The organism is Balneicella halophila (genome assembly GCF_003096835.1).
Lineage (GTDB): Bacteria > Bacteroidota > Bacteroidia > Bacteroidales > Balneicellaceae > Balneicella > Balneicella halophila.
Window position 1 is genome coordinate 764,237 of sequence record NZ_QENZ01000003.1, and the last position, 15,041, is coordinate 779,277.

Consider the following 15,041-nt stretch of genomic DNA (forward strand, 5'->3'; position numbering starts at 1 on the left):
ATGGAAACTCGTCCTATTCACTTAAATACGAAAATGTCTGATGTAGTGCATCGTAACTATATGGTTATTCCTATATTAGATCGTTTTGGAATCCGTTTGGGGTTTGGAGACAAAACAGTAAAGGAGGTTTGTGAAAAGGTGGGTGTAGATCCATGTTCATTGGTTGAATTACTCAATGCATATACGAATGCTGATTATATTCCTTCTGATTATGTGAAAAAGATGGATGTTTTAGCCTTGATTGACTATCTGAAACAAACACACAGTAACTACTTAGAGGAATGGGTCGTAAACATAGAATCGATGATTGAAGATTTGAAAAGATTAGGAGAAGATGAGCGCTACACGGATTTAATTCTTAATTTTTTCAAAGGATACAGAAGTGAACTTACGACTCATATAGAGAGAGAAGAGCGTATTGTTTTTCCTTACATTAAAACGCTACATGAGGTGATAGAGTCAGGAGCTGTTTCAGCTGAAAAACGGGAAGTTATTGACTCTTATTCGATGAAGGAGTTTGAGGAAGACCATGATGATATTGCTATGAAATTAAAGGATTTAAAAAATATCATGATAAAGTATATTATAAGTCCAGAGAATACGATGCAATATTACGCTATTATTCAAGAACTTTTCAAATTAGAGGAAGATGTAGAATACCATACTAGGGTTGAAGATAAAATATTGATACCACGAGTTATTTTTATGGAAGATAAAATCAAGAAGATAATTCAATAGTGTATTCAAAAATCGTTGTCATAGAACCCTCATTTATCTTAAGGAAAGGTATCATCCATCTCCTTAATGAAAACTTTCCAGAGATAAAAATTGATGAGAAGACAAATCATAGTGTCGTGTCTCTAATTTCCTCCGAAGATAACAATGACGTATTATATCTTATCTCCATACGCATTTACGTTAGAAATAAGCAATTATTAGAGAGGTGGAAAGACCGAATGGTTTTCTTAACCTATAAGAATATGGATATCCCTTATATCAACTATTTAAAAACATCGGAAGAAGAGTTTGTTTCTACGATCAATCTGGCACTTGGGATACAGTCAAACGAATCGAAGGATGACGATGAAATTCTCACCGAAAGTGAACGCAATGTATTGAGACAAATTGCTCTAGGCAGGTCTAACAAAGAAATTGCGAAACAACTGTTTGTTAGTATTCACACAGTGACTACTCACCGGAAAAATATCACTAGAAAGTTAGATATAAAGTCTGTATCTGGCTTAACTGTTTATGCTATTTTACATAAATTAGTTGCTATGGATGAGATTCAATCGTAGGTAAAGTTACTCTAAACGTCGTTCCCTTCTCAACCTCTGATTCAAAACTGATAATTCCATTAGCTTGATTAATAATATCTTTAGTGAGAGCTAACCCTAATCCCATACCACTGGATTTTGTTGTAAAACTTGGGGAAAAGATCTTTGCTCTTGCTTCTTCTGGGATACCAGATCCGTTATCAACTATTGCAACCTCAATAAAATCGCTTTGTTTCTGAGTTACCACTATTTCTACCTGTCCCTTTTCTGGATTCTTAATAGATTGTATGGCATTTGTTATCAGGTTTATAAATGCCCTACGAATTCTATTATGATCTGCATAAATTAAAATATCTTTTAGGCTTGTGGAAAGTCTCATATCAATTTCCCCCTTATTATACAAGATAGTCAATTCTTCTAAGAGTGCTAGCAGATCCAGTTCCTCATTCTTTAGAGTTGGCAATTTTGCAAAATCTGAAAAGGCTGAGGCAATTGCTGCCAGCTCGTCTATTTGTTTTAATAATACATCTGATAGTTGCTTGAATTGCTCTTCCCAGTTATCAGAATCTTTACTTATTCGGTGTTGTAAAAATTGGATGTTTAGCTTCATTGGCGTGAGTGGATTTTTAATCTCATGTGCCACTTGTCGTGCCATTTCACGCCAAGCACTCTCTCGTTCAGATTGTGCTAAGAGTTCTGTACTTTCTTCCAATTCATCCACCATTTTATTATAAGTATTCACCAATACTTTTATTTCATCATCTTTCTCGTAAAATATTTTTTCATTCTTCTTTCCTAAGCGTATTTTGGAAAATTTTTCTTGTAACATCACAAGTGGAGATGTAATACGCTGGGAGATGATATAAGCAACTATCAAAGCTAAAATAATGAGTAATAGGTTAATATTCAGCACTCCTATAATTACGTCTTGCATCTCAGCCTTGAATCGTTTATACTTCATAAAATAAGGAACATTCAAGTAGGCTACGGGTTCGTTTATATTATTCCAGAGAGTTACATATACTGACGTATATTCAAGATTACCGATACGTTCTTGGATAGTGATTTCAGTGGTGTTGTGACTATTCATACCATTAAAAGCACTGAAATTCATCCTGTTACTGATAATTTCTTTAGAAAACATTTCAGGCTGTGAAGTTGACAGAAGAACACCATATACATCATAGATGTTAATATCAGCATCCAAAATTCGAGAATAATCTTGCAATCGTTGTTCTATGTTAATGTTGAAATTAGGATCCAAGTCTTTCGCACTTTCGATGTTGTTGAATATCTCTCTTCTCAGCATCTGTATCTTCTCCTTATGCTCTTGCTGATATTGTTTTTGATTGGATTTATAACTAAAATATAAACTTGCACCACCAACAACTATAAAAACAATAGTAATCATGGTAATTAAAGCAATCTTTATCTGTTGCCTAACCGAGTGATAGTAAAAGTAATAAGAAGGGTATGTTTCTAAAATCCAAATAGATAAAATAATGAAGAAAAGAAGGAAAAATAAATAAGGAAAAGCAATATATCTTTTATAAAATGACAATTTCTCTTGGCTGATAACAATCTTGTAAGAATCAGTAACACGATACACAAAGTGTTTGTAATCATCTACATCTATAAAATAATTTGTTTTTTTATCACTTTTAAAATTATTAAACAAACTGTAATAGTCAAAATCTCCATTGGAATATCTAAGTCTTCCATTGATATATTTTGCAATAGAATAGCGATTTTGGTAGTTTACTTCATATTCTTCGCTTGTTAATAATCCGGGATAACCTTGCTGATCTTCGTAAGGTTTTAAATCAAGATGGACAAAGAGTCGTATTTCCCCATAAAATTCAGTCATAAACGTTAGCATACCTATGTATGGGGTTACGCCTTTGTAGGTGTTAAGCTCGTAAAAATAAGAATTCCCTATTCTTGATGCAGATTCTATTAAACTATTAAAAGTGAAGAAACAGTCACTATAAGTATTCTCACCTTCAGAGTCTATCATTTCTATTTCGTCTCCATCAGCACAAATAAGGATTTGGACATTGTAATTCGACCAGTCTCTATTAAAATATTGGTTTCTTAAATATTCTTTTATTTGAATTTCATTTTCAAGAGGATCTTGAAATAAACTTAGCAACAAGTTATCCTTAATCCAATCATTACTCATGGTTTCGAGCCTCGCTTTGGTTACAGGATCATTAGAATCCATAATACTGACTGCCTTTGCAGTACGTATCTGTTTTTCCTTTACTTCAGAATAGATATTGATTAAAAAAGTCAAGTAAAAAGCAGATAGAAATATCGCTAAAACCTGTAGCGTATAGTTGTATTCCTTAGTTGTTTTGTATCTAATGGTGCTCTGGATAAAACCGAGGACACCTAAGAATACAAGATGGAATATCAGAAAACGATTTATAAAGAAGATAACGACTCCAAAAACAATTAGGAGTGAAAACCACAAAATGTAGAATTCTCTTAATTTGATTAGCTGATAGAATCTAAGTGTTAGAGTCCTTATACTAATGAGCAAAGCAGACACCAACAAAGCTACACCTGCATATGCCCATATTGTGTAGATCTCCATTCCTGACCCTGTATGGACTTGAAGCGAAAAAGAGGAATTTAGAACTAAACTCTCAACCTGGGTAAATACAAATAAACCTAAGAAAATGGTGAATGTCATATAACCGCCTAAGAGAATGAATTTATTTTTCTGCACTAAAGAAGTGCGATTTACACGAAAACAACTTATGAAATAAACCCATAAAAAAATAAGTAATGAATTTATCCAATAGTCCCCTAATGATCTAAAAATATCTGATGAGGCATGCAGTTCAGCAGAAAATAACCGCAATGAATATAATGAGGCAGGCAACTGATAATGGAGCATTATCACCCGTAAACCTATGAATACAATTGTGAGAAGCAATGTAAATACCATTTGGTTCCAAGGTTGCATATTGCGAAACCTCACTATAAAAAAAGACATAAGCAAAATAAATCCCAGTACATAGAGTATCGAAATCATGATACATAATGGAGAATCAGTAATGAGCTTATTGGTTTGAATTAGGGAAAATAGATATTTACCTTCTTTATTACTTATAAAATGCCCTTGCTCTGCATCTCTGGATAAATTAGTATCATAAAGTAACTGTAAATCAGGGTGAAAAGTACTTTCTAAATAACTGCTTTTCACGTTATATTCATAATAGATGGGAATAAGAGCAACCATTTTTTTGTTATGGAAGCTGTGTATACGGGTGGCATAATATCCATTGTTTAATTTAATAAGAGCTTGATCATAAAAGCTTTCCTCATAGACCTCAGGAATATTAATCAGATTATTTGACCAGTAAACGAGCTCTTTATCCTCATAGACTAAGTAAGCAATATCATCTTTTACGGTTGCAGGTTCTTGATTTTCAATAAAAGCAGTAAGAGAAGCTCTGTCTTCAAAAAGAATGAGAGTTTTGTCTGCAAGATTTTCTTTTTGTCTTAATGAGCTTTTGAATCGTTTTATGTCTGTGTTTTCATTTAAATAATGACTGTTTAAAATAAAAGCCAGACCTAGGAGGATAAGACCAGAAATCCAAAGGAAATTATATGGTTTTAAGATTCTTCTCATAGTATTTTTTAATGATGATAGGGTTCACTTCTTAAGATGGTCATGGCTCTATACAGTTGTTCGGAAAAGACTACACGTACTAGCTGATGCGAAAAAGTCATTTTAGATAATGAGATTTTAAATTGTGCTTTTGCATATATTTCTGGTGAAAATCCATAGGCTCCACCTATAATAAATGAGAGTGTTTTAACTCCTGATATCATTCTTGTATTCAAAAAGCTGGCAAATTCTTCTGAAGTAAATGTCTTTCCCTTGACATCAAGTAAAGTGATCACTGAATCTGAAGGAATAATTTTCACTAAAGCCTGCCCCTCAGCTTGTTTTATTTGATCAGCCGACCAGTTTTTTGCTTTTTTTATCTCTGGAACAATAATCCATTCGAAAGGCAAATAATGTTTTAGTCGCTTCTCATACAAATCTATTCCTTCATCCAGATAACTAAAGGCTGTTTTTCCGATACATATTATTTGTACTTTCATAAAAAATAAAAAAGCTTTTGTAAGTTAGGTAATCTATTCTAAAACCCTTGATTTACAAAGGTTTTTTGTAAAGCGTTAAAAAATTAGTTATAATTGTATGGTTTTTGCAATTCTAATTGTAAAGATATAAAAAGGAAATTGTTATGCGAAAAATTATAATAATAACAACCATAGTTCTGTTAGCTGTCGTTGTGCCTGCTAAAGGAAATTTGCCAGCAGGTATTGCCACTGCCTTTAAATCAGGCAATGCTGATAAAGTTGCAACATACTTCGAGGCAACAGTTGAAATGGCGATTGATGGCAAACGTACGATGTATAGTAAGGCACAAGCAACACAGGTACTTAGTGATTTTTTTAAAGCAAATAAACCTAGTAATTTAGTAGAAAAACATAATGGAGGAAGCGGAAATTCACAGTTCTCAGTCTTTACTTTCTCAAGTAATTCCTCAAAATTTCGTGCAACTATTTTCTACAAGGGGAAGGATAATGACTTGCGTATAAGTAAGGTGAACATAGAAAAGGACACTGGGTTTTAGTATATTTGTCTTAAAATCGACATTTTGCTAAAAATACTTACAAACAATAGAATAGTAAACTATCTAAAGAGAATTTCTTTACCTGGATTTGAAGATATTCCTGTTTGGAATATTATTTTATTTTTTTGGAATGGTTTGATAAATGGAGCAATAACTACAAGAGCATCTGCAATCGCCTTTAGTTTTTTTATTGCTCTTTTTCCGTTGTTACTTTTCTTATTCAGTTTAATACCCTATGTACCTATTGATAATTTTCAAGAAGAATTATTAGGTTTACTGATAGATGTAATGCCACGAAATGCTTTTCTTGCAACTCGAGATACTATTTCAGACATTGTATTGCGTGAGCGATTTGATTTACTCTCAATAGGTTTTATTTCCATGTTGGCATTTGCAACTAATGGTGTTAATTCTTTAATGACGGCTTTTGCAGCAACTTACCATTCATTTAAGGGCAGGAACTGGATCAATCAATATCTCGTGTCAATGTTGTTGGTTTGTATACTATCGGTTTTGATTATCACGGCAGTAGTCTTGACTGTTTCAGGTCGTTCACTTATAAAAATATTCAACCAAAGAGATGTTTTAACAAATGACATCAACTACTTCGTGCTAGTGGTCGGGCAATGGTTGATAATTATATTGTTATTCTTTACAGCAGTAGCTATTATTTATTACTTTGCTCCTTCAAAAAGAGGGAAATTCAGACTGTTTTCTGCAGGTACAACCTTAGCAACCTTACTTATGCTAATTTCCTCCTGGGGATTTTCATATTATATTAATAATTTCGGTCAGTATAATAAATTATATGGCTCTATCGGAACCGTTATTGTGATATTGCTCTGGCTGTACTTCAATGCATTATCGCTACTGATTGGTTTTGAATTGAATATTAGTATTTCTAATGCTCGTAAACAAGAATTGGATTTAAATAAAGAAGGTGTTTTAATTGAGAGTTGATTACTGCACCGCATAATTATACAATAAATCGTTACTCCCTGCTACGAAGAGGTTAAACTCTCTGTCTTTTTCATTGATAAATCCAATGCTGAAATCAGAATATCCTTCTAAAGGGAATCCATCGTAGATAGAACCATCACTATTAAATAAATAGATGTTGTTGCCTGCTCTTAATCCTATTTTTTTATCCTTTGATGAGAAAGTGTAGAAATTAGGTCTACTCACATCTTCAGTCTTAAAATCATAATTGAAAATCTCTTTGCCAGAATGATTAAAGACTGTAAGAATACCTTTATCAATAAATATAAAGTCGTTGGCTCCATCTACATTTATATCATAACTCGTAAAGATATGTTTATCAGTAAATTTGCCAACTTCTTTGGTGGTCACAGTTCCATCTAAATGAGTAAAATAAACTAGTCCTGTTTCATCGGTTGCAACTAAACTGCATTTTTGCTTACTGTTACTCTCTAAGATACACAATTTACTATTTTCTGCTTTAGAAAAACTCTTTTGTGGTTTAGAACGAACTTCACCACGGCGACTTAGAATATAATTTCGATAACCATCATTATATACGATATAGTCCTTTGAGGCATTGACGAAGTATTGGACTGCTTGCAACACTTCATGTTCATTTTTCTCGGCTTTCCAGCCTTCCACTAATTTTCCTTTGATATCATACAGATAAGTAAGTTTATCCTCTGTCGATAGAAAAATGCGATAGTTTCTATTGTTATCATAGTCAAACAAAGCTATAGGGTTGGTTGCCGAAGAACGAAATGCAATAGGGAAGTTGCCTACTTGATTCCCATTTCTATCAATTAGATAAAGCTTGCTTTTTGTATTGAACAAATACTGCAGTTTCTTATTTTTATAGGCATCTACTTGGTGTATGCTACCCATGATGGGTTCTTCTAAAGGTAATTTCCAAAGAATTCTTCCTGAGTTGGAAACAAGATAAAGGATGTTTTCAGTATCTTGAAAAATCAACTCACGTTCTTTACTTTTATGGTTAGTAACCATTACAGGTTTCATTCGCAGAGGATTATCCAGCCTTGATTGCCATACAGTTTCTGGCGCTCTTTGAAGTGATGACGTGTAGGAAATGTAACCGTTTACGTAAAGCAAATTATTGATGTTTTTTACTTGGATGCTCATAGAAGGAAACTTCTCTAAATTTTTCGCTTTATCAGAGATGTCATTTTTCAGTTTTTCTCCTGCGTACTTTTTAAAGAATGTTCCATCACCATTCTTCGAATAGGCAGTAAATGAACTTTCATTATCAATCCAATATTTTTTCTGGCTTTGATAAAAAGAGTCGTGTTTGAGAGTTTTTCGTCTAACGATAAAATCAATATACCGTTCTAAACTTTCTTTGCTACTACCAAATACCATATAATTATCTATCAAAGTGCAAAAATTTGTCTTGGTCTCGAAAAAGAGCCCTCCCCACATCAAATGAGCAAAATCCGAGAAAGGAAATTCATACATTTTATAAGATAAGGTTTCATCAATTTTATGAAGATAGGTTTTCAGCTTTCTTTTCTGTTTTGTGGCATACACTTGTTGTAATGAATCTAGTGCATGTGTTGATTCACTTTTACTTTTGGTACGTAATACACAATACCTGTTCGCAGCCTCATTGAGTATGCGATCTTCAGATATTATCAGTCCAATTTCACTTTCCAGTAGCGGATATATGAAGTCTTCAGGAAAAACACCTGTTTTATTTTTAAAATTCTCACTAAAAGTCCTGTAAGCTTTGATATCTCCAGTTTGTTCCAAATAGCGCTTATAATTATCCAAGTAAGCTTCTTCATTACTCAGAGAAAGTGCAGACCAAAACCGAGTATTTGCGGGTATTATTTCTTCAATATTCAGCTTTACAGGCTCTTGATTTAAGAGAAGATTGGTGTAGAAAAAGTCATTGGTGTTACTATATAAAAAACCATTGAGTAAAATTTTATCCTCGCTAATGTTTACATCTAAACCCGCTTGTGTGGTAAAATCAGTCAGTTCTTTAATAAATCGAGAATATTTTTTATCTAAGCCTAGCGATAGCAATTTTGGAAACGTAACTCCGTTAATAAAGATATTCAAATCATCATTAGAAGACGCTACTTTTTTCAGTTGTTGGAATGACTCTTTATCAAGCAAACTGTTATTATTTCTTATTTGTAAGAGTGCATCCTCTAATGAAATTTGAGAAGTGCTGAGAACAAATAAACCTTTTGCAAAGGCATAAAAATAGTCTGTATCAGCGTCAATGTTGTTATTCATATGAACCAATGTAAATCCGCTATATTCCCTTGAAGATATTGTATAATCTTTAGAGAAATATTGAACCAATTTCTCAATATGATTTTTTTTATTACTTGACTCTAACGGGAATATATAACTAACTTCAATGCTATTTCTCCCCGTTATTTTTGTTGCAATAGTTAGTTGTGCATCGTCTAATAGTTCCGAAAGTTCCGGTTTGCTAAGTGCTTGCGAAAAATCTTGCTGTAGGTTTTGAATTCCTTTTATACTTTCCCATTTATTCAGCTCTTGCCAAACACCCTTTTCTGAACTTTTTTCTAGAAGTTCTTCAAGATCAGGAATATGAATGATAAGTTCAGAGTTTATAGGAACGCCTATTATAGTATCAATATCTTCATAATGCTCTCCTTCAGGACGTGAAACGATGAGATATATTAATCCTGCAAGAAGTAATATTGCAATTCCGATGAGTATATAATGTTTTTTTTGCATAGAAATATCAGTCTTAGCTTATTTAGGATATAACTTTGAAGATTCTTTTCCCTTAATGCAAAGATATTATTTTGTTCTCTCTTATGCTAAAATAATATTTGAAACGAAAGAGTAGTAACCTCTTTCTGGTTATAATTAATGATTCCTTGTAAAAACAGGTTTTTTATCAGTTGAAAGTTCGGAGTTATAAAAATAGCCCTCACTATCAAATGCCTGCAAGTCTTCAGGATTTTTGATGTTATTTTGAATGATAAACCGTGTCATTAGTCCTCTAGCTTTTTTTGCATAGACAGCTATGGTCTGATATCCTTTCCCTCTATCATCCTTAAAAACAGGAGTGATTACTGGAGCATCGAGTTGTTTTGTTTTTACAGATTTGAAATATTCTTGAGAGGCTAAATTTACAATGTATTTATGATTGTACTTTTCAACTGTTTTATTAATTTGTTTCGTAATTTCATCAGCCCAGAATTTATAGAGATTATCAAAATCTTTAGTTTTCCATGGAGTACCCATTTCCAAGCGATAAGCTTGAATACCATCGAGCGGACGTAGTAAGCCATACAATCCTGAAAGAATACGGAGTTGTTTCTGTGCATTTTCGAGATCTTTTGATGATAAAGTATCTGCATCTATTCCTATAAAAACCATTCCCTGAAAGTACAACAATGCTTGTTTCACCTCATCATCCTTGGGCTTGTCTGCCCAATTCAAATAACGCTCATAGTTTAATTTTGCCAGATCATCACTTATGTCCATCAATTCTTGAAGCTTTTTTTTAGAAATTTTTTGAAGTTTTTTTACCAGTTGATTTGCCTCTTTTTGAAATATTGGAGTCGTAAGCGTCTTATGAGTGTGCTTAGACATTTCCATATTTTTTGCAGGTGATATTAGTATTAACATAATTATAATGATTTTTGAGGTAATTGGTATTCAATATTTATCATAGAATCTTTTCTATTTATAAAAAGATTTACTTTCTTATTTTTGCTTATTTCTATCTTTTCAAAGGTACGAATAACTTCTTGCAAAGACATTTTTAAAGCATTTTTCTTGTTGATTTTTATAATAACATCATTTACTTTTAAACCTGCTTTTTCTGCAGGAGAATTGGATCTAATATTATATACGGAGTATAATGGAATAGTAAGATCGGGCTGGTAAAAATCGACACCACTTTGGTTAAAATAAAACGGATCTTTAAAACTTTTGTTCGGTTTTAAAGAAAGCTTCTTTTTTGGATAATTGAGTATCACATAAAATCTTCTAAGAACTTCACTGCCTATGGTTCCATTTCGTCCTTCAGAATTGGCACCTCTTACATCATCGGCGTTAGGAAATGCAGTCATAACATTATGCAGTGCTATATTATTTAATAGCAGTTTTGGAATTCGGCCATACTCTCCATAGATTTGACCGCTTAGTCCTTGTCCAATGTAAGAATAAACTGTTGTATCAGGTTTAGAGATTTGGATATTGTTATTGTCCATTAGCCATAGAGGAAGCCCAGCTCCAGTGTCGATGAGTAATTTTAACTTTTCTTTTTTATTGTTCGGAGTTATAATATCAGTATGAATATATGGCTTTCCTGCCATTATTTCCATAGGAAAATGTGAGTAACTGCGCAGTCTTTTGTTATAATATTTCGGATTATAAAACGTTAATTTTCTCTTAGAATAATCTATTTTTAAAATAAAATGTTTCAGTAAATCATAACCAATAATTCCGTTAATCTTATGTCCGGAAAGTTGTGAAAGTTGGAAGATATCTTCTTCAATAAAATTCATACGTTGATTGTATCCCTCAATACCTTTCAGTTTTACAGTATTGTCGAATGAAGTATAAACAGATAAACGCCCCGCCCCGCCCAAACCTACGATGGTCTCTTTTGTAGTATGATTTAGTTCTATACTATCTTCAGAATGCAATTCCGTAATTAACGTATTCTTTAACCCTGTATCTAACATGAAGTATAATGTGTCAGATTCATTGATCGTTAAGGGTATGATAATACTTTTATTAATGAATTTAAAAGGGATAACAACAGCTTTCCGACGATTCGATAATTTAAAATAGTCATCTTGAGCAAAAATTATTTGCGATGAAATGAAAAAACTGATTACATAAATTGAAATCTTTAGGAATGGTCTCATATAAAAGGCCTTTTACCAAAGATAAAAAAATAAATTGAATTTTGGAGGAAGTATGTTATGTAATATCTCCTATATCCTTGCGATAGAAAGAATCGACAAAATGCACTTTCTCGACTTGTTCATAAGCTTTTTTACGAGCTTCTTCCGCTGTAGTTGCTGTCGCGACAATATTCAAAACTCTACCTCCTGATGTTCTTAATTCATTGTTTTCCTCTTGAGCACCTGCAATAAAGTAGGTTGTGTCTAAATATTCAAGACCTTGAATTAAGTGTCCTTTTTTGTAACCTTGGGGATAACCTCCGGAAACCATTACTACACAGCAAGAGTGTTGATTTTTCCATTTAGCATCCATCTCTTTTCCATCAATAGCATTTTCCGTAAGTGTGAGTAAATCACTCTCTAGCAAGGGTAAAACTGCCTGCGTTTCAGGGTCACCCATGCGAAGGTTGTATTCAAGCAAATAAACTCCCTTTTTTGTTATCATTAGACCAAAAAAGATAACTCCTGAAAATTGCAGATTCTCTACTACTAGTCCTTTTAAAGTAGGTTTTAAGATATTTTTTTGAAATTTTTCGATAACATCTCCAGTCACATAAGGATTTGGAGCAACCACTCCCATGCCGCCAGTATTTAATCCTGTTTCTCCTTCGCCAATTTTCTTATGGTCTTTCGCTGAAATAAACGGAACAATCTCTTTACCATTGTAGTAGGAAAGGATGGAGGCTTCTACACCTTCAAGAAACTCTTCTATAAGCACTTCACTACCCGAGTCTCCAAAGACTTTATCCTGCATTATTTCATGAAGGGCTTTTTCTGCTTCTTGTTTATTTTGTGCAATAATCACACCTTTACCAGCGGCTAATCCGCTTGCTTTTACGACTGTAGGGTAGTGGATTTCACTCAAATGATTTAGAGCTTCTTTATAGTCGGTGAATGTTTTGTACGAAGCAGTTTTCACCCCATACTTTTGCATAAATGTCTTCGCAAAAGCTTTATTTCCTTCTAATTGCGCGGCTTCTTTATGTGGTCCGAATATTTTCAATCCATTCTCATGAAAAATATCAACAATACCCGCTACGAGCAAATCCTCAGAGCCTACTATAGTTAAGTCTATGGAGTTTGATTTCGCAAAATCGCAAAGTTCATCAATTGTAGATGCAACAATATTAGTTCCTATTTGGGCAGTTCCGCCGTTGCCCGTAGCAAAGAAAAGCTCTGTGACTTTGGCATTTTCTTTTAACTTTACTCCTAAGGCGTGCTCTCTACCGCCACTTCCGATGATAAGTATTTTCATGGTCAACTATTCTGATGTTTTTTCGGTCAGCTTTCGTATCGCTTCTACTAATATTCGATGCTCTATTTCGTGTACCTTCTTCGCTAAGCTCTCTACTGTGTCATTGGGTGAAACAGTACAAGAATCTTGCGTAATGATATCTCCTCGGTCTATTTCCTCAGTAACCCAATGCACGGTGGCTCCTGATTCTTTTTCGTTGTTATTGAGTACTGCTTGGTGAACAAAATCTCCGTACATGCCTTTGCCTCCATATTTGGGAAGTAGTGCAGGGTGGAGGTTGATAATTTTACGACTCCACTTTTTGCAAAAATCAGCTGAAAGGATAGATAAGAAACCTGCCAAAACAATATAATCAGCTTCTTCAACTAAAGGAAGAATGGCTTTTGACAATCCTTTCCCTCTCTTGACAACATGTGTTGGAATATTCACAAATGCAGCACGCTTAAGGCCAAAAGCTTTAGGATTATCTGAAATAACGCAACATATTTCTGCATTTAAGCCATCATTTTTTATGGCGTTAATTAAAGCTTGAAGATTCGTTCCACTTCCAGAAATTAATACAGCAAGTTTTACCATTTTAATATTATTGGGTTATTATCTTTTTTAATAGTACCTAATTCCATCAAACTTTCATTAATTGCGTCTTTAGCTTTAGCTACATTTTCCGGGGCAACTACGATTACCATTCCTACACCCATATTAAATGTCCCATAAAGCTCTTCCATTGCAATACCGCTTCTCTTTTGCAATTCTTGAATGATCGTAGGAACGTTTATTTTTGTAGTGTCAATATGCGCTGAAAGACCATCAGGCAAAATGCGCGGTACATTTTCTATTAAACCACCACCAGTAATGTGTGCAATGCCGTTAATAGGCGTTTTTTCTAATATTGAATCAATAATATTTTGATACAAACGAGTAGGCTTTAATAAAGCTTCATAGATAGGTTTGCCCTCAAACTCTTCATTGTAGTCTGTGAAAACTTTACGAATGAGTGAGTAACCATTGCTATGAAATCCGCTAGATTCCAATCCAAGTATTACATCACCTTCCTTGATTTTACTGCCGTCTATAATGTCATCTTCTTCGACAGCTCCTACGCAAAATCCCGCAACATCATAATCGCCGATAGTGTACATGCCAGGCATTTCAGCAGTTTCCCCACCGATAAGGGCAGTGCCAGTTTCCTTACAAGCATCTACTATTCCCGAAACAATCTCGGCTGCAATTTCAGAATCTAATTTACCACAAGCCAGATAATCTAAAAAGAAAAGAGGTTTAGCACCATGACAAAGAATATCATTGGCACACATAGCAAAGCAATCAATACCTACGGTGTCATACTTTTTTACATCTAAGGCGATGCGCAATTTAGTTCCTACACCATCAGTTCCACTTACCAATACCGGTTTTTTATAATCTTGCAAACGGTAAAAAGCCCCGAAACTGCCAATTCCATTCATTACGTTTACATTATGAGTCGATGCCACAGCATCTTTTATTTTCTGGACAGTTTGGTAACCCTCTTCTTTATCTACACCAGCTTGTTTGTAAGTTGTCATATTATCGTGAAATTTTGATTGCTCACAAAGGTACGTGTTTTTTTGAGTATTTTTAAAGACAGAATACAGAAATTACAAAGAATTATGCTTAAACTATCTCACACAATTGATAAACCGATATTGGATAGATACGGAAGTATTTTGGGTGGACTAGTTCTTTTGAGCCTTATCTTTTCTCCTATTACGAGTTTCTTCGAAAAATATTCGAATTTATTTTTTGTTGTTTACACGCTTATAGCAATTACCTCATTAGCTTTCCAGACAATATAGCAAAGTTACTTTCCTTTTAGTAGTGGTAGGTTTTACATTATTTTGTTTACGAAGTCCCGCTTTCCGTTCCTATCTTTTTCTTGCTTTCGCACCGAGTTCTCCACCCACAA

At 33.7% G+C, this 15,041-nt stretch carries 12 protein-coding genes; 4 read left to right on the forward strand and 8 right to left on the reverse strand.

The genetic code is table 11. The annotated features are described in order from the left end of the window. Positions 1–738 carry a hemerythrin domain-containing protein gene (locus C7377_RS03350; protein ID WP_116495902.1) on the forward strand — a complete coding sequence of 246 codons (738 nt, stop codon included), beginning with the start codon at positions 1–3 and terminating at the stop codon, positions 736–738. Then, entirely contained in the window at positions 738–1,298 is a 561-nt protein-coding gene (locus C7377_RS09670; RefSeq protein WP_116495903.1) for a response regulator transcription factor, read from the forward strand. The genes C7377_RS03350 and C7377_RS09670 overlap by 1 nt, the downstream gene beginning before the upstream one ends. On the opposite strand, the gene C7377_RS03360 is transcribed toward C7377_RS09670, so the two are convergent. Beyond that, positions 1,276–4,920, reverse strand: coding sequence for a sensor histidine kinase (locus tag C7377_RS03360; RefSeq protein WP_116495904.1), 3,645 nt, complete (start codon positions 4,918–4,920; stop codon positions 1,276–1,278). The genes C7377_RS09670 and C7377_RS03360 overlap by 23 nt on opposite strands. A gap of 8 nt (positions 4,921–4,928) precedes the next feature. Beyond that, a complete protein-coding gene (rlmH, locus tag C7377_RS03365) occupies positions 4,929–5,399 on the reverse strand; it encodes a 23S rRNA (pseudouridine(1915)-N(3))-methyltransferase RlmH (protein ID WP_116495905.1) in 471 nt (156 codons plus the stop codon). Between the two features lie 143 nt (positions 5,400–5,542). On the opposite strand from rlmH, the gene C7377_RS03370 reads away from it, so the two are divergent. Next, complete coding sequence (locus C7377_RS03370) at positions 5,543–5,935, forward strand: DUF4783 domain-containing protein (RefSeq protein WP_116495906.1); 393 nt, start codon at positions 5,543–5,545, stop codon at positions 5,933–5,935. Positions 5,936–5,959: 24 nt separating this feature from the next. Next, positions 5,960–6,895 carry a YihY/virulence factor BrkB family protein gene (locus tag C7377_RS03375; protein WP_165806839.1) on the forward strand — a complete coding sequence of 312 codons (936 nt, stop codon included), beginning with the start codon at positions 5,960–5,962 and terminating at the stop codon, positions 6,893–6,895. Here C7377_RS03375 and C7377_RS03380 read toward each other — a convergent pair whose 3' ends face one another. From C7377_RS03380 to purM, 6 genes are all read right to left on the reverse strand, one after another. Further along, positions 6,896–9,652, reverse strand: coding sequence for a DUF3352 domain-containing protein (locus tag C7377_RS03380; protein ID WP_116495908.1), 2,757 nt, complete (start codon positions 9,650–9,652; stop codon positions 6,896–6,898). 135 nt (positions 9,653–9,787) lie between these two features. After that, positions 9,788–10,555, reverse strand: a complete 768-nt coding sequence (yaaA, locus tag C7377_RS03385) for a peroxide stress protein YaaA (RefSeq protein WP_116495909.1) — start codon at positions 10,553–10,555, stop codon at positions 9,788–9,790. A 2-nt stretch (positions 10,556–10,557) separates the two neighbouring features. Then, positions 10,558–11,805: an aspartyl protease family protein gene (locus C7377_RS03390; protein ID WP_116495910.1), complete on the reverse strand. Its 1,248-nt coding sequence runs from the start codon at positions 11,803–11,805 to the stop codon at positions 10,558–10,560. Between the two features lie 55 nt (positions 11,806–11,860). Further along, entirely contained in the window at positions 11,861–13,099 is a 1,239-nt protein-coding gene (gene purD / locus C7377_RS03395; protein ID WP_116495911.1) for a phosphoribosylamine--glycine ligase, read from the reverse strand. 6 nt (positions 13,100–13,105) lie between these two features. Then, positions 13,106–13,675: a phosphoribosylglycinamide formyltransferase gene (gene purN, locus C7377_RS03400; protein ID WP_116495912.1), complete on the reverse strand. Its 570-nt coding sequence runs from the start codon at positions 13,673–13,675 to the stop codon at positions 13,106–13,108. After that, the gene (gene purM / locus C7377_RS03405) at positions 13,669–14,661 is read right to left on the reverse strand and encodes a phosphoribosylformylglycinamidine cyclo-ligase (RefSeq protein ID WP_116495913.1); all 993 of its coding nucleotides are present in this window, start codon (positions 14,659–14,661) and stop codon (positions 13,669–13,671) included. The genes purN and purM overlap by 7 nt, the downstream gene beginning before the upstream one ends. Positions 14,662–15,041: the final 380 nt, after the last annotated feature.